General features: G+C 75.0%; 19 protein-coding genes. 11 read left to right on the plus strand and 8 right to left on the minus strand.

The genetic code is table 11. The features are described from left to right. Positions 1-9: 9 nt before the first annotated feature. The 5 genes from SMD11_RS28820 (at position 10) to SMD11_RS28840 (ending at position 4,929) form a co-directional block, all read left to right on the plus strand. Positions 10-783 carry an urease accessory protein UreF gene (locus tag SMD11_RS28820; protein ID WP_087929227.1) on the plus strand — a complete coding sequence of 258 codons (774 nt, stop codon included), beginning with the start codon at positions 10-12 and terminating at the stop codon, positions 781-783. A gap of 87 nt (positions 784-870) precedes the next feature. After that, positions 871-1,563, plus strand: a complete 693-nt coding sequence (gene ureG, locus SMD11_RS28825; protein WP_087929228.1) for an urease accessory protein UreG — start codon at positions 871-873, stop codon at positions 1,561-1,563. After that, on the plus strand, positions 1,560-2,357 hold the full coding sequence (locus tag SMD11_RS28830) for an urease accessory protein UreD (RefSeq protein WP_234366197.1): 798 nt from the start codon (positions 1,560-1,562) through the stop codon (positions 2,355-2,357). Before ureG ends, SMD11_RS28830 begins: the two co-directional genes overlap by 4 nt. A gap of 165 nt (positions 2,358-2,522) precedes the next feature. Further along, positions 2,523-4,121 (plus strand): alpha/beta hydrolase, encoded by a 1,599-nt coding sequence (locus tag SMD11_RS28835; protein WP_234366198.1) that lies wholly within the window; start codon positions 2,523-2,525, stop codon positions 4,119-4,121. A gap of 205 nt (positions 4,122-4,326) precedes the next feature. Continuing rightward, complete coding sequence (locus SMD11_RS28840; protein WP_087929231.1) at positions 4,327-4,929, plus strand: hypothetical protein; 603 nt, start codon at positions 4,327-4,329, stop codon at positions 4,927-4,929. Between the two features lie 57 nt (positions 4,930-4,986). Here the strand turns inward: SMD11_RS28840 and SMD11_RS28845 are convergent, their stop codons facing one another. Continuing rightward, positions 4,987-5,280 carry a hypothetical protein gene (locus SMD11_RS28845; RefSeq protein ID WP_159395370.1) on the minus strand — a complete coding sequence of 98 codons (294 nt, stop codon included), beginning with the start codon at positions 5,278-5,280 and terminating at the stop codon, positions 4,987-4,989. Positions 5,281-5,290: 10 nt separating this feature from the next. Then, the gene (locus SMD11_RS28850; RefSeq protein ID WP_087929233.1) at positions 5,291-6,142 is read right to left on the minus strand and encodes a TIGR02452 family protein; all 852 of its coding nucleotides are present in this window, start codon (positions 6,140-6,142) and stop codon (positions 5,291-5,293) included. Positions 6,143-6,416: 274 nt separating this feature from the next. Here SMD11_RS28850 and SMD11_RS28855 point away from each other — a divergent pair, with 274 nt between their 5' ends. Then, positions 6,417-6,809 (plus strand): SSI family serine proteinase inhibitor, encoded by a 393-nt coding sequence (locus SMD11_RS28855; RefSeq protein WP_087929234.1) that lies wholly within the window; start codon positions 6,417-6,419, stop codon positions 6,807-6,809. A gap of 21 nt (positions 6,810-6,830) precedes the next feature. On the opposite strand, the gene SMD11_RS36005 is transcribed toward SMD11_RS28855, so the two are convergent. The 5 genes from SMD11_RS36005 to SMD11_RS28875 all read right to left on the minus strand — a co-directional run bounded on the left by SMD11_RS36005 (position 6,831) and on the right by SMD11_RS28875 (position 11,315). After that, positions 6,831-6,989, minus strand: coding sequence for a hypothetical protein (locus SMD11_RS36005; protein WP_199843972.1), 159 nt, complete (start codon positions 6,987-6,989; stop codon positions 6,831-6,833). Positions 6,990-7,114: 125 nt separating this feature from the next. After that, the gene (locus SMD11_RS28860) at positions 7,115-8,065 is read right to left on the minus strand and encodes a cytochrome c oxidase assembly protein (RefSeq protein WP_087929235.1); all 951 of its coding nucleotides are present in this window, start codon (positions 8,063-8,065) and stop codon (positions 7,115-7,117) included. Between the two features lie 103 nt (positions 8,066-8,168). Next, positions 8,169-9,194 (minus strand): 6-phosphofructokinase, encoded by a 1,026-nt coding sequence (locus tag SMD11_RS28865; protein WP_087929236.1) that lies wholly within the window; start codon positions 9,192-9,194, stop codon positions 8,169-8,171. Positions 9,195-9,326: 132 nt separating this feature from the next. Next, complete coding sequence (locus tag SMD11_RS28870) at positions 9,327-10,055, minus strand: type 1 glutamine amidotransferase (RefSeq protein ID WP_087929237.1); 729 nt, start codon at positions 10,053-10,055, stop codon at positions 9,327-9,329. A gap of 21 nt (positions 10,056-10,076) precedes the next feature. Further along, entirely contained in the window at positions 10,077-11,315 is a 1,239-nt protein-coding gene (locus SMD11_RS28875; protein ID WP_087929238.1) for a MurT ligase domain-containing protein, read from the minus strand. Between the two features lie 166 nt (positions 11,316-11,481). Between SMD11_RS28875 and def the strand changes: the two genes are divergently transcribed. Then, positions 11,482-12,069 (plus strand): peptide deformylase, encoded by a 588-nt coding sequence (gene def, locus SMD11_RS28880; protein WP_087929239.1) that lies wholly within the window; start codon positions 11,482-11,484, stop codon positions 12,067-12,069. Between the two features lie 172 nt (positions 12,070-12,241). Here the strand turns inward: def and SMD11_RS28885 are convergent, their stop codons facing one another. Further along, on the minus strand, positions 12,242-12,889 hold the full coding sequence (locus SMD11_RS28885; RefSeq protein ID WP_087929240.1) for a TetR family transcriptional regulator: 648 nt from the start codon (positions 12,887-12,889) through the stop codon (positions 12,242-12,244). A gap of 149 nt (positions 12,890-13,038) precedes the next feature. Between SMD11_RS28885 and SMD11_RS28890 the strand changes: the two genes are divergently transcribed. The 4 genes from SMD11_RS28890 (at position 13,039) to SMD11_RS28905 (ending at position 23,636) form a co-directional block, all read left to right on the plus strand. Then, positions 13,039-14,277, plus strand: a complete 1,239-nt coding sequence (locus tag SMD11_RS28890) for an acyl-CoA dehydrogenase family protein (RefSeq protein WP_087929241.1) — start codon at positions 13,039-13,041, stop codon at positions 14,275-14,277. An 803-nt stretch (positions 14,278-15,080) separates the two neighbouring features. Continuing rightward, the gene (locus SMD11_RS36900; RefSeq protein ID WP_087929242.1) at positions 15,081-18,005 is read left to right on the plus strand and encodes a helix-turn-helix transcriptional regulator; all 2,925 of its coding nucleotides are present in this window, start codon (positions 15,081-15,083) and stop codon (positions 18,003-18,005) included. A gap of 10 nt (positions 18,006-18,015) precedes the next feature. Next, a complete protein-coding gene (locus SMD11_RS28900; protein WP_087929243.1) occupies positions 18,016-20,814 on the plus strand; it encodes an AAA family ATPase in 2,799 nt (932 codons plus the stop codon). Beyond that, entirely contained in the window at positions 20,811-23,636 is a 2,826-nt protein-coding gene (locus SMD11_RS28905; protein ID WP_087929244.1) for an AAA family ATPase, read from the plus strand. The genes SMD11_RS28900 and SMD11_RS28905 overlap by 4 nt, the downstream gene beginning before the upstream one ends. Positions 23,637-23,664 lie beyond the last annotated feature (28 nt).

Below are 23,664 nucleotides of genomic sequence, written 5' to 3' on the forward strand. Positions count from 1 at the left end.
GGGGGACTGATGGGTCTTCCTCACGGCGTCCTGTACGGCGCGCCCGCGCCGGCGGCCGTACCCGTACCCGTACCCGTGCCCGTACCGGCACCGGCTTCCGCGTCCGCCGGGGCCCGCGCCGCGCTGCTCGTCCTCGCCGACGGCCGGTTCCCCGCCGGCGGCCACGCGCACTCCGGCGGCGCCGAGGCGGCCGTCCGGGCCGGGCGGATCCACGACGCCCGGACGCTGGAGGAGTTCTGCCGGGGGCGCCTGCACACGGCCGGGCTGACGGCGGCGGCCCTCGCCGCCGCGGCGGCCGCCGGCGCCGACCCGCTCGGCCTGGACGACGCCGCCGACGCCCGCACCCCCGCGCCCGCCCTGCGGACCGCGGCCCGCAGGCTCGGCCGCCAGCTGATGCGCGCCGCCCGCGCCACCTGGCCGTCGCCCGAACTGGACGCCCTGGCCGCCGCCCGGCCGCGCGGCGCCCACCAGCCGGTCGTCCTCGGCCTCGCCGCGCGCGCCGCGGGCCTGGGGCCGCCGGACGCCGCCCTCGCCGCCGGCCACGAGACGGTCAGCGGCGCCACCACGGCGGCCGTACGGCTGCTCGGCCTCGACCCGTTCGACGCGACGGCCGTGCTGGCCCGCCTCGCGCCCGAACTCGATCATGTGGCGGCCCGGGCCGCCGAGGCCGCGCGGCGGGCCCTGAGTGAGGGCCCGGACGCCCTCCCGGCGGCCTCGGCGCCGCTCCTGGACCTCATGGCGGAGCAGCACGCGGCCTGGCCGGTACGGCTCTTCGCCTCGTAGCGGGCGTACGCGGCGGACACCCGGCCCCTCCCGTCCGCGACCCCGGCCCCGATCCCACCCACCTCACCCGACCCCTGGGAGACCCCCGTGCACCTCGACCACGCCGACGCCTTCCCCCACCGGCACACCTACAGCGCCGCCGACCCCCACCGCCCCGACGGCACCCGCCGCGCCCTGCGCATCGGTCTCGGCGGGCCCGTGGGATCCGGCAAGACCGCGACCGTCGCCGCGCTCTGCCGCGAACTGCGCGACGGCCTCTCGCTCGCGGTCGTCACCAACGACATCTACACCCGTGAGGACGCGGAGTTCCTGCTGCGCAACGCCGTGCTGCCGCCCGAGCGCATCACCGCCGTGGAGACCGGCGCCTGCCCGCACACCGCGATCCGCGACGACATCTCCGCCAACCTCGAAGCCGTCGAGGACCTGGAGGACGCGGTCGGCCCGCTGGACCTGATCCTCGTCGAGTCCGGCGGCGACAACCTCACGGCGACCTTCTCCAAGGGCCTGGTCGACGCGCAGATCTTCGTCATCGACGTCGCGGGCGGCGACGACATCCCCCGCAAGGGCGGCCCCGGCGTCACCACCGCCGATCTGCTCGTCGTCAACAAGACGGACCTCGCCCCCTACGTCGGCGCCGACCTGGCGGGCATGGCGCGCGACGCGAAGGCGCAGCGCGGCGACCTGCCCGTCGCCTTCACCTCCCTCGTCACCGAGGGCGGCGTGGCACCGGTGGTCGAGTGGGTGCGCGCGCGGCTCGCGGACTGGGCCGTCAAGCCGTGACGGGCCCCGGCGCCGGACTCCGGGCGACGGCCCGGATCGTCGCCGCCGCGGACGGCCGGGGCGGCACGGCGCTGCCCGTCCTCGACGGCGCGGGCCCGTTCGCGCTGCGCAGGCTGCGGCCGTACGGACCGGGGGCGCGGGTCGCGCTCGTCGGGGCGATGAGCGCGCCGCTGGGCGGTGACCGGCTCGCGCTCACCGCCGAGGCCGGGGACGGCACGGCGCTGACGTTCACCACCACAGCCGCCACCCTCGCCCTGCCCGGCCGCACCGGCGAACCGGCCACGTACGACACCCGGATCCGGGTCGGCGACGGTGCCACGCTGCGCTGGCTGCCGGAGCCGCTGATCTCCGCGCGCGGCAGCGATCTGCGGGCCACCACCCGCGTCGAGCTCGCGCCGACGGCCCGGCTGGCGCTGCGGGAGGAGCAGATCCTCGGGCGGGCGGGGGAGGAGCCGGGGCGGCTCCGGTCCCGGCTGACCGTCCTCCGGGCCGGGCGGGTGCTGTACGACCAGGAGCTGGCGTACGGGCCCGGGGTGCCCGGCTGGGACGGCGGGGCGGTCCTGGGCGGCCTCCGGGCGGCCGGCCAACTGCTCGTCGTCGACCCGGCCTTCGAGGCGCGTCCGATGACGTCCCGGGCGCTGGGCGAGGGCGCCGCGCTGATGCCGCTCGCGGGCCCGGCCGCGGTGGTGGCCGCGGTGGCGCGGGACGGTCTGGAGCTGCGCGGGGCCCTGGAGCGGGGATGGGGGGAGTTTGCCGGGGAATGCCGCGATGGGGGTATTTGGGAGCAGGAGTGATGAACAGCGGCACGTGTGCCGCTTTTTGTGACGTCATCCTTACGAATTAGTAAAGAAACACCCGTGCGACCTGTCCTATGTGGCATGGGAGACGGAAGGATCCCCGCCAGCAGTGCATTGCGATCACGCCGCTCCAAGCGGCGCACCCAGCAGGGGGATTCCTACGTGAGAGCTACATCCATACTCGGCGCGGCCGGCACTCTGGTGACCGGCGCGCTGGTGGCCGGGTTTCTGACCGCCCCGGCCGCCAGCGCCGGTGAGCGCGTGCCGGGCGGCGCCGCCGAGGCGCGCGGTGTGCGCATAGCCGCCGAGCGCGCGGCCAAGACCGGCATCAAGTGGCAGGACTGCCCGGCCGCCTGGGGCCTGGAGAAGCCGATCCAGTGCGGTTTCGTGACCGTCCCGGTCGACTACGCCAAGCCCGACGGCCGGAAGATCGAGATAGCCGTGGACCGCGCGCGCTCCACCGGCACCTCGGCCGAGCGCCAGGGCTCGCTGATCTACAACCCGGGCGGCCCCGGTGGCTCGGGCATGCGCTTCCCGAAGCGGATCACGACCAAGAGCCCGCTGTGGGCCAAGACCGCGAAGGCCTACGACTTCGTCGGCTTCGACCCGCGCGGCGTGGGCCACTCCGCGCCGATCTCCTGCGTCGACCCGCAGAAGTTCGTCTCCGCCCCCAAGGCCGACCCGGTGCCCGGCAGCGAGGCCGACAAGCGCGCCCAGCGCAAGCTGGCCCGCCAGTACGCCGACGGCTGCGCCGAGCGCAGCGGCGACCTGCTGCCGTACCTCACCACCCCGAACACGGCCCGCGACCTCGACGTCGTGCGCGCCGCGCTCGGTGAGAAGAAGCTGAACTACCTGGGCGTCTCGTACGGCACCTACCTGGGCGCCGTCTACGGCACCCTCTTCCCGTCCCACGTCCGCCGCATGGTCGTCGACAGCGTCGTCAACCCGGCCACGGACAACATCTGGTACGAGGCGAACCTGGAGCAGGACGTCGCCTTCGAGGGCCGCTTCAAGGACTGGGAGGCGTGGGTCGCCAAGTACGACAGCGTCTTCCACCTCGGCAAGACCCAGGCCGAGGTCCAGAAGGGCTGGGAGAAGATCCGGGCCACCGCCAAGAAGAAGCCCATCGGCGGGGTCGTCGGCCCGGCCGAGCTGATCAACTTCTTCCAGAGCGCCGCCTACTACGACTCCTCCTGGGTGCCGGTCGCCGAGACGTGGAGCAAGTACGTCGCCGGTGACGAGAAGCCGCTGATCGAGGAGGCCGGCCCGAACCTCGCGGACAAGGCCGGCAACATCGACAAGGAGAACAGCAACGCGGTCTACACCGCGGTCGAGTGCGCCGACGCCAAGTGGCCCACCAGCTGGAACAAGTGGGACCGGGACAACACCCGCATCCACAAGAAGGCCCCGTTCATGACCTGGGCCAACGCCTGGATGAACCTCCCCTGCGCCACCTGGAAGGCCCCGCAGCAGACGCCGGTCGAGGTCACCACGCGCAAGGGCCTGCCGCAGACCCTCATCGTGCAGGCCGACCGTGACGCCGCCACCCCGTACGTCGGCGCCGTCGAGCTGCACAAGCGCTTCCGCGGCTCGCGCCTGATCACCGAGAAGGGCGCCGGCTCGCACGGCGTCACGGGCCTCGTCAACCCCTGCATCAACTCCAGGGTCGACGCCTACCTCCTCGACGGCAAGGTCGACGCCAAGGACGTGACGTGCGCCCCGCACGCCGTTCCGGCGCCGAAGACGGCCGCGGCCAAGTAGCCCCGGGCGTAACGGAACACAGCACGACATAGCGAGCCTCACCCCGGTCCGGTAAGGGCCGGGGTGAGGCTTTTCTGCATAGCGGTAGCGACGGTTCCGTGGGTCGCGGGGTGATAGCGGAGTGGTCACGATTCGAACAGACCTGCCCCGGAGGGCTTGTTACCGGCGGTACGTTTCGCCGGTCCGTTCAGACCTCAGGGGATACATGCGCACCAGCACCGTCATAGCCGTCTGCCTCGTCGCCGCGCTGCCGCTCACCGCGTGCGGCACCGAGACGAAGGACAAGTCGCCCGCGAACGCCGCAGCCTCCTCGGCCACCACGGGGGACAGCCCCGAGCGCGGGGTCCAGCCGATGGGCGAGGCCGCCCCGACCGTGGGATCGGGCGGCGCCGGCCGCCTCGAAGTGACGCCCACCAGCGTCGTCTACGCGGCCAAGGCGATGGCCGACAAGCCCACGAACGGCCTCTTCGTCGTCGTGTCCGTGAAGGACCGCCCGACCTCGGCGTCGGCCGTCGCCGAGACGGCCCCCGCCCAGCGGGGCGGCTGGCAGTGGGTGTCCGCCGACGGCAAGGCCGTCGGCGCGGGCGACGGCAACGCCGCGAACGTCTTCCTCAGCGGCTACGACGCCAGCGGCCCCATCCCCGCCGGCACCACCAAGTGGCGCGCGCGGGCCTTCGACATCAACGAGCGCCAGCGCGGCGGCACCCTCGTCTACACCGACGGCGAGGGCAAGACCTTCCGCTGGCAGATCCCGGCCCAGGACTCCGGCCCCCAGGCCGCGGAACTGAAGAAGAAGCTCGCGGGCTGAACCCGGACCTCCGCGGACCCCCGCGGCGCGGCGCACCGGGAGGCCCGCTCCAGGGCTTCACCGCAAGGCTTCGCCGTCGCGCCGGTTCAGCCACACGGCCAGCGCCGCCCAGACCGCCGTCGTCACGACGATCCCCAGCGCGGCCGGGCCCGTCAGGTCGTGGATCCGCCGGGCGGTGTGGGCCAGTTCGGCGCCCAGGGCCGCTCCGACGTCGTCGCCCTCCGCGGCGGGGTCGTGGACGTGGTCGTGCGAGAGCGCCCAGCCGGCGAGGCGGACCAGGGCCGTCAGCGTGAGCAGGGCCAGAGCGGTCGCGGCCGCCGGGACGGCCGCGCGGAGGTTGAGGCGTGCCATGAGCGGCACGCTAACCCAGGCGTGCGGCCGTGCCGCGGACCGGGCCGCCCGGGAAGGCCGCGGCGAACGCCGCCCTCGTCGGGGAGTCCGCGCGGCGGTCCAGGACCGCGAAGACCACCCGGTCGAAGCGGTCCGCGAAGCGGCCCGGGGACGTCAGCGGGGCCCGGAAGGCGGCCGCGACCTCCGCCGGGTCGTTCATGAAGACCCCGCACCCCCAGGCGCCCAGCACCAGTCGGCGGTAGCCGTGGGCGGCCGCCACCTCCAGCACGCGCTCGGCGCGGGCCGCCAGGGCCGCCGGCACCCGGGCCACCGCCGCGGGGTCGCGGCGGGCGATCACCCCGGCGTTGGGCGCCGGGGACGCCAGGAAGCCCGCCCGGAACGGGGCGTCGAGCAGCGTGCCGCGGTCGTCACGGAAGACCGGCACACCGGGGGCGTGGATCACCCGGTCGCTGTAGAACGGGCTGGGGTCCGCCCGGTGGGCCGCGTAGTACTCCGGCGCCTCGCGCAGGCACCGGTACAGCGCCGAGCCCCGGCAGAGCGCCTCCTCCTGGGCCTGGGCGCCGTTGAGGTAACCGCCACCGGGATTGCGCGCGGACGCGAAGTCCAGCACCGCCACCGGGCCGTCCCCGGCCACCCGCCGCGCCGCGTCCAGGCTGCCCTCGCCCGTCACCTCGAACTCCGTGGCGGCCACGGGCGTCCACTCCGGTACGGGCACGGGCTCCGGGCCGTACAGCCGGGTGCCCGCCGCCGCCGAAGCGATCGCGGCGGCGAGGTCGATCCGGCGCCCGTCCCGCGTGGTCCAGCCGCCCGAGGCGACGATCCGCTCGGTCTCCCCGGCGATGCCCCGCAGCCGGGCGCTCATATGCGTTGTCCAGTCACGGTGCCCGAGGTTACGGATTCACCCCCCTCGACTGCCAAGGGTTTTCCCGCAGGTCGGCGGCGGGGGAAGGGCCCGGGGGCCGGCCCGGGTGGTCGGCGGGCGGGCTCCGTGGCGGTACGGTGTCCGCCTGCCCACGGGCCCGCCCGGGTGAGAGCGCGCCGCCACCCGGGGGACGCCCCGGTGCGGCCGCTTGCCCCGCGGCCCCCGCGCGCGATGGCCTGGCACCGGGCATCCCCCGCGCCCCAGGAGGCACCGAATGTCCGTACGTACCGGCGTGGCGGCCGCGACGGCCGCCACCGCTCTGTTCTGCCTCGCCGCCGTCCCCGCGGCGACCGCGAGCGAGCCCGAGCGCGGGCGGCTGTTCCTGACCGTCTCCGGCGCCCAGAACACCTGGATCCGGGGTGTCCAGCTCACCTGCCCCGACGCCGGCGGCCACCACCCGCACGCGGCCGCGGCCTGTGCCGACCTCCAGCGGGCCAAGGGCGAACCGGATGCGCTCACCGGCGACCGCCACTTGTGCACCAGGGAGTACGACCCCGTCACGGCCACCGTGGAGGGCGACTGGAACGGCAGGCCGCTCGTCTGGCACAAGACCTACCCCAACGCGTGCGGGCTCGACGCCGCGACGGGAGCGGTGTTCCGCTTCTAGCCGGTGCCGCCCGGCGCCGTGTCACGTGCCCCGCGCCACCAGCGTGCCTATCGTCATCAGCATCAGCACCACCCAGGTGAACCACAGCCAGCCGTCGCTGCCGATGGTCACCGAGTAGGCGGTCACCGTGACGAGTCCCCCCACCGTCAGCCCCGCCATCGCCTTCGCGGATCCGGGCATGCCGCACCTCCTCACGGCGGCCCGACGCGCGGACGCGGGAGGGCCGCGGCCAGGAGACCATCGTCTCCGGCCGCGGCCCTCACCGCCATACCTCCGACCCCAGGCGTGCACCCAGGGGTCTCAGCTCACCGCCCGCGCGCCTGGAGCGCGGCCAGGTAGGCGTTGTACTCCGCCAGCTCCTTGTCACCGTTCCGGTCCGCGGCCCGGTCCGAGCGCCGCGACTGGCGCTGCTCCGAGCGGTACCACTGATAGGCCAGCGCGAGCAGCACCACGACCGACGGGATCTCGCTGAACGCCCACGCGATGCCGCCGCCCGCCTGCTGGTCCTCCAGCGGGTCGATGCCCAGCGAGGCCGGCGGGTGCATGTACGTGCCGATCATCGGCTCCGACCCCATCATCAGCGCGATGCCGAAGAAGGCGTGGAACGGCATGCCGGCGAACAGCTCCAGCATCCGCATCACGTAGCCCGGCCGGTGCGGCCCCGGGTCCACGCCCATGATCGGCCAGAAGAACACCAGGCCGACCGCGAGGAAGTGCACCATCATCGCGATGTGCCCGGTCCTGGACTCCATCAGGAAGTCGAAGAGCGGCGTGAAGTACAGGGCGTACAGGCTCGCGATGAACAGCGGGATCGTGAACGCCGGGTGCGTGATGATCCGCATGTAGCGGCTGTGCAGCAGCGCCACCAGCCACTCCCGCGGGCCCTTGCGCCCGCGCCCCGCCGTGGGCAGCGCCCGCAGCGTCAGCGTCACCGGCGCGCCGAGCAGCAGCAGGATCGGGGAGAGCATGCTGATCACCATGTGCTGCACCATGTGCACGCTGAACATGACCATGCCGTAGTCGTTCAGCTTGGTGCACATCACCAGCCACACCGACAGCACGCCGAGCACGAACGCGACCGTACGGCCGACGGGCCAGGCGTCACCGCGCATCCGCAGCCGCACCACACCCCAGCCGTACAGGGCCAGCCCCAGCAAGCAACCGATCATGAAGAACGGATCGCCGCTGAACTCCAGACCCCGTCCCAGCGTGAACGGCGGCATGTCCATCATCATGCCGTGCCCGCTGTGATCCATCCGCGTCTCTCCCATTTCGTACCGATGCGCCGGGACCAGAGTAGAGCCGCCCCCGGCCGGAGCTCCGGCCGGGGGCGGTACGGCGGCGGCCGCGAAGATCACTTCACAGGACGCACTCCACCTCGGCGTAGCGCTCGTCCGGAACCGTCTTCAGCCGCTCCACGGCCTCCGCCAGCGGCACCAGCGTGATGTCCGTGCCGCGCAGCGCCGTCATCATCCCGAAGGCGCCGCGGTGCACCGCCTCCACGGCGTGCCAGCCGAAGCGGGTCGCCAGCACCCGGTCGTACGCGGTGGGCGTGCCGCCGCGCTGCACGTGGCCGAGTATCACCGGGCGGGCCTCCTTGCCGAGGCGCCGCTCCAGCTCCACGGCCAGCTGCCGGGCCACGCCCGCGAACCGCTCGTGGCCGTAGACGTCCGTGTCACCGGTCTCGAAGGCCATCGAGCCCGCGCGGGGCTTGGCGCCCTCGGCGACCACCACGATGGCGAAGCGCTTGCCCGCCTCGAAGCGGCGGCCGACCACCTCGGTCAGCTCGTCGATGTCGAAGGGCCGCTCCGGCACGACGATCGCGTGGGCGCCCGCGGCCATGCCCGAGTGCAGGGCGATCCAGCCGGTGTGGCGGCCCATCACCTCCACGATCAGCACCCGCTGATGGGACTCGGCGGTGGTCTTCAGCCGGTCCAGGGCCTCCGTCGACACCCCGACGGCCGTGTCGAAGCCGAAGGTCACATCGGTCGACGCGATGTCGTTGTCGATGGTCTTGGGGACGCCCACGATGGGAAGGCCGGCGTCCGACAGCAGCCGCGCCGCCTTGAGGGTGCCCTCGCCGCCGATCGGCACGATCGCGTCCAGGCCGAGCTCCGCGACATGGCCGCGGGCCCGCTCGACGCCGTCGCGCAGATCGGCGGGCCGGACCCGGGAGGAGCCGAGGATGGTGCCGCCGAGCGCCAGGATGCCGCCGACCGCGTCCAGGTCGAGCTTGCGGAAGTCGTTCTCCAGCAGCCCCCGCCAGCCGTCGCGGAAGCCGATGACCTCGTCACCGTGGTCCACGACGGCGCGGTGCACCACGGACCGGATGACGGCATTCAGACCGGGGCAGTCGCCACCGGAGGTGAGTACGCCGATGCGCATGACAGGGAACCTTCACAACAGGGCGGGTGACCGGACCCCGTCGTCCGGCTGGATCCCCGCCACCATACAAGCGAGAGGTGGCGGGGGACACAACCGTCCGTCATGCGGGCGCGCGTACGGGCGGGAAGCCCGTCAGGAGGGCTGGGTCGCCGCCGCGATCCGCTCGTTGCGCAGCGCCTCGTACCAGCGGTCGTCCACCGGCGGAAGGGCGTTGACATCCAGCGCCAGCTTGATCAGCAGGTCCGAGATGTGCGGGTTGCGCGCCATGACCGGCCCGTGCATGTACGTACCGAAGACGGTGTCGTTGTACGCGCCCTCGGTGCCGTCGCCCGTGCCGTTGCCCTTGCCGATCCGCGTCCGCGCGAAGGGTCGCGCGTTCGGGCCGACGTGGGTGATGCCCTGGTGGTTCTCGAAGCCGGTCAGCGGCGGCAGCCCCAGCCGGTCGTCGATGTCGGCGAGCACGTCACCGACGCACCGCTCGCCCTCGCCGCGGGTGCTGACGACGTCGAGCAGCCCGAGGCCCTGCTCCCGCTGGCCGAGGTCGTTGATGAACTCGTGGCCCAGGATCTGGTAGCCCGCGCAGACCGAGAAGACGATCGCGCCGTTGGCGACCGCGCGGTTCAGACCGCCGTCGCGGCGCAGCCGCTCGGCCGCCAGCCGCTGCGGACGGTCCTCACCGCCACCGATCAGATAGATGTCACCGGAGGTGGGGATCGGCTGGTCGGAACGGATGTCCACGCGCTGGACGTCCAGCCGGCGCTGCCGCGCCCGGCGCTCCAGGACCAGGACATTGCCCTGGTCGCCGTAGGTGCTGAGCAGGTCGGGGTAGACCCACACCACCCGCAGACTGTTCTGGCTCATGCTCACAATCCTGTCGTGGGGTCAGTTGCCGACGCGGCGGCGGACGTCCTGGAACGCGGTGTAGTTGGCGATCAGCTCGATCTTGCCGGGCGGCGCCGACTGCACGGCCTCGTCGACGGTCTCGCAGACCCGGAAGTCCAGCCCCGCGACCTCCAGGCGCACCGCCAGGTCGAGCTTGCGGTCACCGAGGAGGAAGATCGGGTGCCCGGCGAGCCGGGTGTAGTCCACGTCCCACAGCCAGGAGGTGTCCGTGCCGTCCGCGCCGCGCGCGTTCACCGCGAGGATCACCGGCGCCGGCGGGCCGTCGATGAGCGAGAAGGTCTCCAGCCAGCCGGCCGGGTTCTTCGCCAGCAGCAGCCGGATGTCCCGGTTCAGGAACTGCACCACGTCGAACCGGCCCGCGACCGCCTGCACCTGGTACATCCGCTCCAGGGCCACCTGCGGCGGCACCCCGAACGTGGCCGCGACGGCGGCCGAGGTGGTGGCGTTCGCCTTGTTGGCCCGGCCCGGCAGCTGGAGGTGGATCGGCCACGCGGAGCCGTGCGGGTCGAGGACGTAGTCGCCCGACAGCGCCCAGCTCGGGGTGGGCCGGCGGAAGCCGCACTCACCGCAGAACCAGTCGTCGCCCGGGCGCTGCATCACACCGCCGCAGGACGGGCACGACCAGGCGTCGTCCTTCCACTCCTGGCCCGCGGCCACCCACACCACGTTCGACGACGAGGACGCCGCCCAGACGATCAGCGGGTCGTCGGCGTTGGCGATGATCACCGCCTTGGTGCCGGCCAGGCCCTCGCGCCACTTCTCGGCGAGCATGCGCGTCTCCGCGGCCCGGTCGAGCTGGTCACGCGAGAGGTTCAGCAGCGCTATGGCCTTGGGCGAGACGTCCCGGGCGACACCCGCCAGGTACTTCTCGTCCACCTCGATCACGCCGTAGCGCGCGTCCGAGCCGCCCGCGAGGGCGGAGGTGATACCGGCCGGCATGTTCGCGCCCAGCGCGTTCGACACCACCGGTCCGCTGGCCCGCAGCGCCTCGGCGATCAGCCGCGTCGTGGTCGTCTTGCCGTTGGTGGCCGACACCAGGACCACGTCCAGGTGGGTCGCCAGCCGGGCGAGCAGATCGGGGTCGAGCTTGAGCGCGACCTTGCCGCCGATCACCGATCCGCTGCCGCGGCCCGCGGCGCGCGACACCGCCGCAGCTGCCTTGCCCGCCGTCACGGCCAGCTTGGCCCGCGGCGACAGCGGCCCCGTGTTGCCTGCCATCGTCCTAGATCCTCCTTGCAATCCGGCGCCGCCGCCTGTTCCTGGTCCGCCGGTGGAACGCCCCCTCCGAGCCGAACGCCGGCCAGGAGGCCTCGGTCGGGGATCAGCCTATCGAGATCCGGCCGTGGGCCCGAACCCGCGGCCCTCGGAACGTAGGGTTGACCCCATGCGCAAAGGCTCGATTCCCGGTGGTTCAGGACGTGTACGGCCCCTGCGGCTGCTCGGAGATCAGGGTCTGGCGACCCCCTGTGAGGAGGTCACGGAGTTTGACGAGGGCCTCGCGGAGCTCGTCGAGGACATGTTCGCGACGATGTACGCGGCGCGGGGCGTGGGCCTCGCGGCCAACCAGATCGGCGTCCCGCTCCGGGTCTTCGTCTACGACTGCCCGGACGACGAGGACGTCCGCCACCTCGGGCACCTCGTGAACCCCCGGCTCGTCACGGCCGGCGGCGTCACCGTCCGCGGATCCGAGGGGTGCCTCTCCGTGCCCGGGATCGAGGCGGGCACGGAGCGCTTCGACGAGGCGGAGGTGGAGGGCTTCACGAGGGACGGCTCCCCGGTGCGGGTGAGCGGCACGGGGTTCTTCGCGCGGTGCCTCCAGCACGAGTGCGACCACCTGGACGGCGGGCTGTACCTGGACCGCCTGACGGGGGTCCGCAAGTGGCGCGCGCTGCGGGCCGCCCGGCGGGACGGGCTGACACCCGCCGCCGGCACCCCGGCCCGGACCCCGGCCCCCGGTCACCGGGTGGGCTGAGGCCCTGCCCGGAACCGGGCAGGAAGGCCGCCCCTTTCCCTGCGAAGGGGGCGCGAATTTCCGACGAAGACGGTGCGAACCGGGCGGGGCGCCGTCCCGTGCGGGACGGCCCGCCCCGGCCGGGCGGGCGCCGGGCCCGCCCGGCGGCCGGGCACCGTGCGGGGCGCCCCCGTCAGAAGCCGGGGCCGCCCGGCAGGTCGCCCGCCGCCGCCAGCCTGCCCCAGAGCAGGTCCGCGAGGTGCCGTACGAGGTGCGCGCGCGGGAAGGGCCGCTCGCGCAGCCACCAGTCGCCCGCCGCGTGCATCATGCCGACGATGCCGTGCCCCCAGGCGCGGGCCAGCTCGTCGCTGCCCGGGCCGAGGTCGACCCGCTCGGCTATGACCTGGGCCAGCTCCTCGCCCATCCGCCGCAGTAGGGGAGCGGAGTGCCGGCCCACGTCGAAGCCCTGCTCCGTGGGGTGGCTCTCGTCGGCCGGGTGCATCAGGAAGCGGTAGACCTGCGGCCGGGCCTCTATCGCCGCGAGGTAGCTGTCCAGGGTGGTCTCGACCCGCTCCCGGCGGTCCGCCGGGGCGTCCAGCGCGGCGCGCAGCCCGACCAGCAGCGCGTCGGTGTGGCGCTCGGCGAGCGCGCGGTAGAGCCCGCCCTTGTCGCCGAAGTGCCGGTAGAGGATGGGCTTGGTGATGCCCGCCTCGGCCGCGATGGCGTTCATCGACGCCCCCGGGCCCTCCCTCAGCACCACGCGGTCCGCGGCCTCCAGCAGCTCCTTGCGCCGCCGTTCCGCGGCACGCTGCTGATCGTCCCGCTGACTGTTGTTCTCCATAGGAATGCCTCCCCGCCCCTGCGAATCGTCACGCATGCGCAACGTAACACCCGCTGCACTCAGCGAATCGGGGAGGCGGGGGCGGTTGACACCTCTACCCATGGGTAACATACTCGCGTTACCTTGAGTAACGAGGGGTGGGAGGGGCTATGGCGGAGTTCACCATGGAGCTCGACGAGGACCAGCGGGGGGTACGGGACTGGCTCCACGGCTTCGCCGAGGACGTGATGCGCCCGGCCGCCGCGGAGTGGGACGAGCGCGAGGAGTTCCCCTGGCCGGTGGTCCAGGAGGCCGCCAAGATCGGCTTGTATTCGCTCGACTTCTTCGCCCAGCAGTTCCTCGACCCCACGGGGCTCGGCATCCCCATGGCCATGGAGGAGCTCTTCTGGGGCGACGCCGGCCTCGGCCTCGCGATCGCCGGGACCGGCCTCGCGGCGATCGGCGTCTTCGCCAACGGCACCGAGGAGCAGATCGGCACCTGGGTCCCGCAGATGTACGGGGACGCCGCCGACGTGAAGGTCGCCGCCTTCTGCTCGTCCGAGCCCGACGCGGGCTCCGACGTCTCGGCCATGCGCACCCGCGCCGTCTACGACGAGGCGAAGGACGAGTGGGTGCTGAACGGCACCAAGACCTGGGCGACCAACGGCGGCATAGCCAATGTCCATGTGGTGGTCGCCGTCGTCGACCCCGCGCTGGGGGCGCGCGGGCACGCCTCGTTCATCGTGCCGCCGGGCACGGCGGGCCTGTCCCAGGGGCAGAAGTTCAAGAAGCACGGCATCCGCGCCTCGCACACCGCCGAGGTCGTCCTCGACGGCGTCCGCGTCCCCGGCCACTGCCTGCTCGGCGGCCGCGAGAAGCTGGAGCACCGGCTGGCGCGCGCCCGGGAGCGGGCGAAGGGGGAGCGGGAGGCGGGCGCCGCCGGCGCCCGGAACGCCGCGATGGCCACCTTCGAGGCCTCCCGCCCGGCCGTGGGCGCGCAGGCGGTGGGCATCGCCCGCGCCGCGTACGAGGTGGCACTCGAATACGCCAAGGACCGCGTCCAGTTCGGCCGCCCCATCATCGACAACCAGGGCGTCGCCTTCCAGCTGGCCGACATGCGCACCCGCATCGACGCGGCGCGCCTGCTGGTCTGGCGCGCCTCGTGGATGGCGACCGCGGGCCGCCCCTTCACCTCGGCGGAGGGCTCGATGTCGAAGCTCTTCGCGGGGGAGACGGCGAAGACGGTCACGGCGCAGGCCATGCAGATCCTCGGGGGCAACGGCTATACGCGGGAGTACCCGGTGGAGCGGATGCACCGGGACGCGGCGATCTACACGGTGTTCGAGGGGACGAGTGAGATTCAGCGGCTGGTGATCGCCCGGGCGGTCTCGGGGGTGGGGATTCGCTGACGCGGTGGATTGTGGCGGGTGCGGGTGCGGGGTGCGCCTGCGGCGGGCGTTGTCCCCTACCCGCCCCTTCCCGTAACCGGGGGCAAGCCCCCGGGCCCCCTTTTCCGCGCTGACGCGCGGTGGCCTCAAACTCCCCCAGCTACCGCTGGGAGGTGCCCCCAGCCGGGCTGGATTCGCCCCTGTCCGTGGCCGGCTTTCCCTTGCGGCAGATGCCGCTTCCCTTGGGGTGAGGCCGACTTTCCTGCCCGGTTCCGGGTGACAATTCAGCCTGTCCGGCGCTTGAGGGCCGGGGTCCGGGGCGGAGTCCCGGTTTCGGGAAGGGGCGGGGCCGGGGAGCGGGCTCCGCGCAGCGGTCCGTCCTCCACCCGCATGCCGCCCCGCGCCCCCTGCCGCGCCGCCGTGAGACGCCGCCCAAGACGCCGTCCCACCACCCCGCTCAAGATGCCCGTTAAGCGCGTCTTCGCCGGTGAGACAGGGGTTTCCCGCCCGGGAGGGCGAACGGTGCAGCGTACGGCAAGCGAATGACAAGCGAATGTCGGCATTCTTGTCGCGGACGGGTTTCGGCTCACTTGCGGAAGACTGACGGGGCGCCACGCCCCGTAGGCGGCCGGGAACTCAGCGTTCATCTTTGGCCACAGATGCTTCGCATTCTGTCTCAAAGGTGATGGGTCCCCATTAGCTGTCCTGTTACCGTCGTTTCTGATCTTGATCGTGCAAGTCGGGACTTGGAACCGTCTTAGGAACCGTCTCCGCCACGTCGGTCGACGGAGCTCGAGTGTGGCTTCACGAAAGAAGGAAACGCCGTGGCGGTCAGCAGCGACAAGGGCCAGGACGCTCCCCGGTTCCTGGTCGGCCGCTCCACCGAACTCACCGGCCTCGCACGGCACGCCGAGGAGGCGCGCCGGGACGGTGCGCGGGCCGTCCTCGTCCGCGGCCCGGCCGGCATCGGCAGGACCGGTCTGCTCGCCGCCTTCGCCGACCGGCTGGCCTCGGCGGGGGGCACCGTCCTGCGCGGCGCCGGCGGTGAGAAGCCCGGCGACGGCCGGCCGGTGCTGGGCCAACTGCTCGGCCACGACCCGCACATGCTCCCGGAGCCGGCCGGCACGCTCCCCGGCACCTCCGCCGCGCACGCCGCCTACGCCTTCCACCGCCGGTTCCACCGGCACCTCGCCGGCCTGCTCGCGGCCGGGCCGCTCACCCTGGTCCTCGACGACGCCCAGTGGTGCGACGAAGCCTCCCTCCGCAGCGTCGACTTCGTGCTCCGCAGGGCCGCCGACCTGCCGCTGCTGGTGCTCTTCGCCCAGCGCACCGAATGCCACGGCCCCGGCACGGCCATGCTCGACGAGTTCCTCGCCCAGGGGCGCTGCGCCACCATGGACCTCGGCCCGCTCACCCCGGACGACACCGCCCGGATGGTCGTCCGCGCCCTCGGCGGCCCCGCCGACGAAACCTTTCTCCGCCACTGTGTGGACACCGGTGCCGGCAACCCGGGCCGGCTCGTACGGCTCCTCGACGGCGTCCGCGCGGCCGGGCTCGGCCCCGACGCCGCGGGCACCCGCCGGCTGCGCAGGACGGGCGACGCCGTCCTCGCCGGCTCCGTCACCGCCCACCTCGCCGACTGCCCCGGCCACGAACGATCCGTCGCCCAGGCCCTCGCCGTCCTCGGCCGGTCCTGCGCCGACCCGCTGGCCGCCCTCTCCGGCGTCACCGGCAGGCGCCTCACCGCCGCCCTGGACGCCCTGCGCCGCAACGGCGCCGTCGACGGCCCGGCCGAGGGAACCGCCGGGGGAGCCGTGGCGCCCGCCGGCCCGCACCCCGTCATCACCATGCGCGACGCCGTCCGCGACGCCGTCCTCGCCGACCTGCCGGCCGCCCGCCTGGAATCCCTGCGCGCCCGCGCCGCCCGCGTCCTCAACGACGCCGGCCGCCCCGCCTCGGACGTCGCCGACCAGCTCGTCCTCCTCAAGGAGCTCACCGAGCCCTGGATGCTCGCCGCCCTGCGCGACGCCGCCGCCGAGGCAGCCGGCCGGGACGGCTCCCCGGCCGCCGTGCGCTACCTGCGCCGCGCCCTCGACGCGGAACTCACCGGCACCCAGCGCCAGGTCGTCCGCGTCGAACTGGCCCGCGCCGCGGCCCCCGTGGCCCCCGCCACCGCGCTGCTCCACCTGCGGCACGCCCTCGAGGACGCCGCCGACCCACGGGACCGGGCGCGCATCGCCGTCGAGTACGGGACGACCGCACTCGGCACCCGCGACGCGCCCGAAGCGGTCCACGTCCTCGGCGGAGTGCTCGAAACCCTCCGCACGGAGCTCGGCACCGACCCCGCCGACGCGGAGCTGCGCACCTCCGTCGCCGCCGCCCTGCTGATCACCGCGGTCAACGAGAAGGCGGCCATGGCCGCGGCCCGGGACCGGGCCGACGCCTGGCCCGTACCCCCGGGGGACAACCCGGCCGAACGCCGGCTGCTGGCCGTCATGAGCGCCTTGGCCGCCTTCGACGGCAGGCCCGCCCGGCAGGCGGTCGCCCTCGCCCGCCGCGCGCTGAAGGTCGAGGAGCCCGCACCCGTCGGCTGGCGGGTGTTCGGGGCGTCCGTCGTCCTCGGCCTCGCCGACGAGACGGACGAGGCCCTGGCCGGGCTCGGCCGTGCCCTCTCCTCCAGCCGGGACCGGTACGAACCGTGGATGCACATGACGGTGCTGGCGGGGCGGTCCGTCGTCCGCCACTCCGCCGGGGACATCGGCGGCGCCGCCGCCGACGCCCACGCCGCGGTCGAGATCGCCGAGACGGCCGACGGCCCCCGCTCGCCCATGCCCTACATCGCCCTCGGCACCGCGCTGCTCTCCCAGGGACAGCTCGACCGCGCCGAGCACGTGCTCGCCCGCGGCGGGCACGGCACCGACCAGCAGATCTGGGAGTGGCACCACTACCTCTACGCCAAGGGCCGGGCCCGGCGCGAACGCGGCGACCTCGCCGGGGCGCTGGAGCTGTGGCAGCGGTGCGGGCGCAGCCTGGAGGAGGCCGGAGTGACCAACCCCGTGCTCGCCCCCTGGTGGCTCCCCGCCGCCTCCGTCCTCGCCCAGCAGGGCCGCACGGCCGACGCCGCCGCACTCGCCGAGAGCGCCCAGGAGCGGGTACGCCGCTGGGGCACCCCCCGGGGCATCGGCCTCGGCCTGCTGGCCGCCGGCGTCGTCGCCGAGGGCCGGACCAGGCTGGACCTGCTCGCCGAGGCCGTCGACGCGCTCACCGCCTCCCCGGCCCGCCTCGAACAGGCCAAGGCCCAGTACCAGCTCGGCTACGAGCTCCTGCGCCACGACGACACCCGAGGCGCCCGCCGCCACCTGCGCGGAGCCATCGAACTCGCCACCCGCTGCGGCTACCACATCCTCGGCGGCCTCGCCCGGAAGCTGCTCGTCGCCGCCGGCGGCCGGATGCCGCAGCTCGCCGCCTCGCCCGTCGACTCGCTCACCGACAGCGAACGCCGCGTCGCCGTCCTCGCCCGGCGCGGCGTCAGCAACAAGGAGATAGCCGACGCCCTGTTCGTCACCCCCCGCACCGTGGAGATGCACCTGACCAACGTCTACCGCAAGCTCGACGTGCGCGGCCGCGCCGACCTGCCCCTCTCGCTCGGCTCCCTCGGCACGCCCGGCCCGCTGCGCCCCTACGGGGCGGACGGACACCGCCCGGAGCGGGTGGGACCGCCGGCCGGCGCCCACGCGCAGAGTCGCTAGGGGGCGGCCCATGGCGGACTGGAGAGCCGGCCGGGCCGGGGGAGCCGGATCCTGGCCCACGGTCGACGGACACGTCAGCGGCGCACCGCCGCTCGTGGAACGGGAGCACGAGGAGAAGCTGCTGCGCACCCTGGTGGACGGCCTCGGCGCGGGCCGGTCGGCCACCGTCGCCGTGCACGGGGTCCCCGGGGTCGGCCGCAGCGCCCTGCTCGACCGCGCGGTCGCCTTCGCGAACCGCTCCGGCGTCACCGCTGCCACCGCCCACGCCTCCTGGGAGGAGTCCGGGCTGCGGCTCGGCGTCGTCGGCCAGCTGCTGGCCTGCGCCGCCCCCGGCACCGACCCGTCCTGGCACACGGCCCGGCAGGGCGCCGACACCACCCCCGAGCTGTGCCGCGTCCTGCTCGCCGCCGCCCGGAAGCGGCCGCTGCTCCTCGCCGTCGACGACGCCCAATGGGCCGACCGGGAGTCCTGGGACGTCCTGCGGGCGCTGGCCCGCCGGCTGTCCGGCGCGCCCGTGCTGCTGCTGACCACCCACGGCGTCTCCCCCGGCCCCGAGGACCGCACCGAGCTGTGCCCCCTCGCCGACGGGCGCGTCGTCACCGCGCACCACCTCACCCTCGCCCCGCTCTCCGCCGAAGGCGTCGGCGAGGTGCTGCGGGGGGCCTACGGGCGGTCCGTCGACCCGGACTTCAGCCGGGCGGCCGCCCGGGCCATGGACGGCAGACCGGCCGTCCTGCGCGCGGTCATCCGCAGGTTCTCCCGCCAGGGCTGGGACCCCGTACCCGAACGCCTCGCGCAGCTGGACGAGACCGCCGCCGAGGCCGTCGGCAGCCGCGCCGCCCGGACCTGCGCCACCCTGCCCGACGAACTCCAGGACGTCCTGCGCGCGGTCGCCGTGTGCGGCGCCGACGGCACCCCCGGCATGCTCGCCGCGCTCGCCGAACCCCGCGCGTACGGCACCTCCCACGCCCTGCGCCTGCTGGCCGCGACCGGGCTGCTCACCGACGACGGCCCGCCCGTCTTCCGCGAGCCGAGGGCCGCCGAGGCGGTGCTCGCCGGGATCGGCGCGGAGCGCCGCGAGGAGCTCTACGCCCGCGCCGCCGAGCGGGCACACCGGGAGGCGCTCCCCGACGCGGCGGTCGCCCGGCTGCTGCTCGCCGCCCGCATCATCGGCTCCGCCTGGGCGGTGGACGTCCTGCGCCGGGAGGCCGCCCGCCGCCGGGCCGCCCGCGACCTGCCCTGCGCGGTCCGGCTGCTCCAGCGCGCCCTGCGCGAACCCCTCACCCCGGCACTGCGCGTGAAGGTCCTCATCGAGCTGAGCGCGGTCGTCCTCCCCACCTCACCCGACGCCGCCGACCAGCACCTGCGCCGCGCCCTGCTCACCCAGGCCGACGCCACGGCCGGCCCGTCCTGGGTGCACGCCGCCGAACTCCTCGTCGCCCGCGGCGACGTCGTCTCCGCGCAGCCGCTCATCGCCCACGCCCTGGACCGCGGCGACCTCCACCCCCGGGACCGGTCCGCCCTCCGCGCCCTGTACTGGCTCGCCGAGCACAGCCAGCAGGGCGCGGCCTACGCGCTGGACCGGCCCTCCATACCCGGTCTGACCGAAGCACCCGCCGAACCCGCCGAAGCGGGCGTCGCCGCCTGGCGGCTCGCCCTCCAAGGCCAGGACATCGCCCGCACCCGCGCGCTCGCCCGCGCCGCGCTCGCCCCCTCCGCCCGGGACACCACCCCCCTCACCTGCCAGCTCGCCGCCTGCCACGCCCTCGTCCTCACCGACGACTTCGCCGAGGCGCGGGCCGGGCTCGCCGCCGTCCTCGTCCGGGCCGAGAGCCTCGGAGCCCAGCAGATCGCCGGCCTCGCCCTGCTCGTCGAGGCGCTCGCCGAGCTGCACCAGGGCCGCACCGAGGCGGCCTCCGCCGCCATCGACCACGCCCAGGAGGCCATGCCGCCGCACTGCTGGCACCCTCTGATGGCCCCCGGCCTCGTCGGCCTCAAGACCTTCGTCTACCTGGAGCGCGGCGACCTCACCGCCGCCGAGCGGTCCGTGCGGCTGGCCCGGCCCACCGGCGCGGAGGACGGCCTGGCGTGGGCGTACCTGCTGTACGCCCGGGGCCTGCTGCGGCTGGCCGGCGACCGGCGCGAGGAGGCCCTCGCCGACCTGCTGGAGTGCGGCCGGGTCCTGCTCGCCCGCCGGGTCGCCAACCCCGCCCTGCTGCCCTGGCGTTCGGCCGCCGCCTTCGCCCAGGGCCCCGACCCCGAGCACGGCTGCCTCCCCGAACCGGCGGCCGAGGAGCGCCGCCTCGCCCTGGCCTGGGGCGCGCCCAGCGCCGTACGCCGGGCCCTGCTGGCGGCCGGCGGCCGGACACCCCGGTCCGTGCCCGCGCTGCCACCGGCCGGTGCCCCCGCGACCTGGCAGTACCGGCAGGCCCTGGCGGCCCTCGGCACCGCGGCGCTCGCCGGGCCCGCCGGCACCGCCACCGTCCCCGCCCTGCTCGCGGCCACCGGTGCGGCCGCGGCCGCCCGCGACGGCGCGAACACCGGCACCCGCGCCCCCCGCCGGGCACCCGCCGCCCGGACCGCCCCGGGCACCGGGCGCGCCCCGGCGCCGGGCGGGCTGACCGGAGCCGAGCTCCGGGTGGCCGACCTCGCCGCACACGGCATGGCCAACCGCGCCATCGCCGCCGAGCTCTCGGTGACCCTGCGCACCGTCGAACTCCATCTGACCAAGGCCTACCGAAAATTGGGCATCTCAGGGCGCTCGGAGCTGGCCGACGCGCTGGGGCAGCTACGGAGGAACACCCCATGACCACCCTGCTCGACCGGCAGCGTGAACTCGACCTGATCTCCGAGGCGCTGGAGTCCGCCGAGGGGGCGAGCGGCTCCCTGCTCGTCGTCACCGGTGGCCTCGGCACCGGCAAGACCACCCTGCTGCGCGCCCTGCGGCCGCTGGCCGAACGGCGCGGCACCCAGGTCCTCAGCGCCAGCGCCGCCCTCCTGGAACAGGACTTCGCCTTCGGCGTCGTCAGCCAGCTCCTCGAACCCCTGCTGCCCGACGCCGCGGAAGCGGCCCGCGACCCGGCCGGGGCCGCCGCCCCGGAACCGCACGGCGAACTCCTCGCCCTGGCCGCCGACCGCGCCGCCCGCACCCCCCTGCTGCTGCTCGTCGACGACCTCCAGTGGGCCGACGCCCCCTCCCTGCGCTGGCTCGGCCACCTCGCCAAGCGGATCGCCCACCTGCGCATCACCGCCGTCGTCGCCCTGCGCGAGGGCGACCCCCGCGGCGAGGAGCCGCGCGTCCACGAGATCACCGACCGCGCCGCCCGTGTGCTGCGCCCCGACCCGCTCTCGCCGCAGAGCACGGCCGAGCTCGTGGCCGCCCGCTTCGGCCGCCCCGCCGACCCCGCCTACCTGACCGCCTGTCACGAGGTGGGCGCCGGCAACCCGCTGTTCCTCACCGCCGCCCTCGACGCCCTCGCCGGCACCGGGGGACCGGACGCCGAACGCGCCCACACCGTCCGCACCACCCCGCTGCCGTCCCTGCGCGAACGGCTCCTCGCCGCCCTGCGCACCCAGCCCGCCCCCGTCCAGGCCATGGCCAAGGCGCTGGCCGTCCTCGACGGCCACACCGATCTGGAGCTGGCCGGCCGGCTCGCCGGCCTGGACGAGACCGGCCGCGACGCGGCGATCCGCTCCCTGCGCCGCCTCGGGCTGCTCGCCCCGGCCGACGGACCCCGCTTCGTCCACCGGGCCGTACGGGAGGCCGTCGAGGACGCGATGACCCCCGCGGAACACGAGGACAGCCACATCTACGCGGCCCTCCTGCTGCACGGCGCGGGCCACCCCGCCGAACAGGCCGCCGCCCAGCTCCTGGAGGCGACCTCCTGCCAGGACGGCTGGGCCATCGAGGTGCTGCGCTCCGCCGCCACCGCCGCGATGCGCCGCGGCGCCCCCGAGGACGCCGCCCGCTATCTGCGCCGGGCCCTGCTGGGCAGCACCCCCGCCGGCCCCGACCGGGCGGCCCTGCTCGTCGACCTCGCCACCGTCGAGCGGGCCTTCGACCCGCCCGCCGCCATCCGCCACATCTCCCAGGCCCTGCTGCTCATCCCGACCGCCACCCAGCGCGCCAAGGCCGCCGCCCGCATCCCTCCCTCCCAGCTCGGCGGCTGCCCGTCGCCCTCCGTCGACGTGGTCTGCAAGGTCGCCGGCGAACTCGGCGACGCCACGCTGATCGCCGGCGAGGACCGCGAACTGGCCCTGCGTCTGGAGGCCCGGCTGCGCCACATCGCGGTCGCCGGCCCCGGCCGGCTCCTCACCTGCGCCGACCGGCTGCGCGCCCTCGGCCCCACGCCCCCGCTCGGCACCGCCGCCGAACGCGAGCTCGTCACCGTCCTCCTGCACGGCGCCACCATGACCCAGAGCATGACCGCCGCGGAGGTCGGACCGCTCGCGAACCGCGTCCTCCAGTACGAGCCCGCCACCCCGGACCACGTCTACTCGGCCCTGCCCCTGCTGCCCCACATCCTCATCGCCGCCGACTCCGTCGAGGTCATCGGCCCCTGGCTGCGCACCGCGCAGGACCGGGCCCGCCGGGAGAACGCCGTCGTGCCCCAGGGCGTCATCGGCATCGAACTCACCCAGGTGCTGCTGGCCCAGGGCCGCCTGGAGGAGGCCCGCGCCCAGGCCACCGAGGCGCTCGCCCTCGGGGTCACGGGCTGGGCGACCCTCCAGTCGATGATCGGCATCGTGCTCGTCGCCATCGAGAGCCGCGACGCCGAACTGACCCGCAGCCTCCTGGAGTTCCGCCGCGAGGGCGCCTCCCAAGGGCACCAGCCCTCCAGCCTCCAGCTGCTGCGCGGCTCCATGGCCGCGGCCGTCGGAGACCTGCCCACCGCCCTGGAGTACTTCCTCGACTGGGGGCGGGCCGCCGAGCGCGCCGACTGGCGCAACCCCGCGGTCTTCCCCTGGCGGGCCTGGGCGGCCGGCCTCCACTACCGCATGGGGCACGCCACCCGGGCCCAGGAGCTCATCGAGGAGGAGTACGCGCGGGCCCGCGCCTGGGGGACACCCGTGGCGATCGGCCGCGCCCTGCGGATGCGGGGCGCCGTCACCGAGGGGGAACGGGGCCTGGAACTGCTGCGGGAATCCCTGGACGTCCTGGAGGGCGCCGTCAACGGCATGGAGCGGGCCCGCACCTCCGTGCTCCTCGGCAGGCGGCTGCGCGCGGCCGGCCGGGCCGACGCCGAGATCCAGCTGCGCCGGGGCCGGGAGCAGGCGCTGGCCTCCGGCGTGCCCTGGCTCGCCGACCGGGCCGCGCGCGAGCTCCAGGCCATGGCCCGCCGCGCCAGCCCGCTGGACGTGGAGGCGCTCACCCGCACCGAGCGCAGGGTCGCCGGGCTCGCCGCGCACGGCGTCTCCAACCGGGACATCGCCGAACGCCTCGACGTCAGCTCACGGGCCGTCGAGAAGCACCTGACACACGCGTACCGGAAGCTGAACGTCAGCGGCCGCGCCGAACTCGTGGGCCTGGCCCACCTGCTGCCCGACGGCACCGCGGACGCCCCCCGTACCGCAGTGCGGCCCCCCGCGGCGAACCGTACCGAACCGAAGCGCCGCGGTACCCCCGGGTAGCCGTACCGGCGGGCCGCCCCACAGGGTT

It is taken from the genome of Streptomyces albireticuli (assembly GCF_002192455.1).
Classification (GTDB): Bacteria; Actinomycetota; Actinomycetes; order Streptomycetales; family Streptomycetaceae; genus Streptomyces; species Streptomyces albireticuli_B.

What these genes read in the sequence shown, in the direction of transcription:
- SMD11_RS28820 (WP_087929227.1), top strand. Translation starts at nt 10, where the DNA reads ATGGGTCTTCCTCACGGCGTCCTGTACGGCGCGCCCGCGCCGGCGGCC.
- SMD11_RS28840 (WP_087929231.1), top strand. Translation starts at nt 4,327, where the DNA reads ATGCGCACCAGCACCGTCATAGCCGTCTGCCTCGTCGCCGCGCTGCCG.
- SMD11_RS28845 (WP_159395370.1), bottom strand. Translation starts at nt 5,280, where the DNA reads ATGGCACGCCTCAACCTCCGCGCGGCCGTCCCGGCGGCCGCGACCGCT.
- SMD11_RS28850 (WP_087929233.1), bottom strand. Translation starts at nt 6,142, where the DNA reads ATGAGCGCCCGGCTGCGGGGCATCGCCGGGGAGACCGAGCGGATCGTC.
- SMD11_RS28855 (WP_087929234.1), top strand. Translation starts at nt 6,417, where the DNA reads ATGTCCGTACGTACCGGCGTGGCGGCCGCGACGGCCGCCACCGCTCTG.
- SMD11_RS36005 (WP_199843972.1), bottom strand. Translation starts at nt 6,989, where the DNA reads ATGCCCGGATCCGCGAAGGCGATGGCGGGGCTGACGGTGGGGGGACTC.
- SMD11_RS28860 (WP_087929235.1), bottom strand. Translation starts at nt 8,065, where the DNA reads ATGGATCACAGCGGGCACGGCATGATGATGGACATGCCGCCGTTCACG.
- SMD11_RS28865 (WP_087929236.1), bottom strand. Translation starts at nt 9,194, where the DNA reads ATGCGCATCGGCGTACTCACCTCCGGTGGCGACTGCCCCGGTCTGAAT.
- SMD11_RS28870 (WP_087929237.1), bottom strand. Translation starts at nt 10,055, where the DNA reads ATGAGCCAGAACAGTCTGCGGGTGGTGTGGGTCTACCCCGACCTGCTC.
- SMD11_RS28875 (WP_087929238.1), bottom strand. Translation starts at nt 11,315, where the DNA reads ATGGCAGGCAACACGGGGCCGCTGTCGCCGCGGGCCAAGCTGGCCGTG.
- def (WP_087929239.1), top strand. Translation starts at nt 11,482, where the DNA reads ATGCGCAAAGGCTCGATTCCCGGTGGTTCAGGACGTGTACGGCCCCTG.
- SMD11_RS28885 (WP_087929240.1), bottom strand. Translation starts at nt 12,889, where the DNA reads ATGGAGAACAACAGTCAGCGGGACGATCAGCAGCGTGCCGCGGAACGG.
- SMD11_RS28890 (WP_087929241.1), top strand. Translation starts at nt 13,039, where the DNA reads ATGGCGGAGTTCACCATGGAGCTCGACGAGGACCAGCGGGGGGTACGG.
- SMD11_RS28900 (WP_087929243.1), top strand. Translation starts at nt 18,016, where the DNA reads ATGGCGGACTGGAGAGCCGGCCGGGCCGGGGGAGCCGGATCCTGGCCC.
- SMD11_RS28905 (WP_087929244.1), top strand. Translation starts at nt 20,811, where the DNA reads ATGACCACCCTGCTCGACCGGCAGCGTGAACTCGACCTGATCTCCGAG.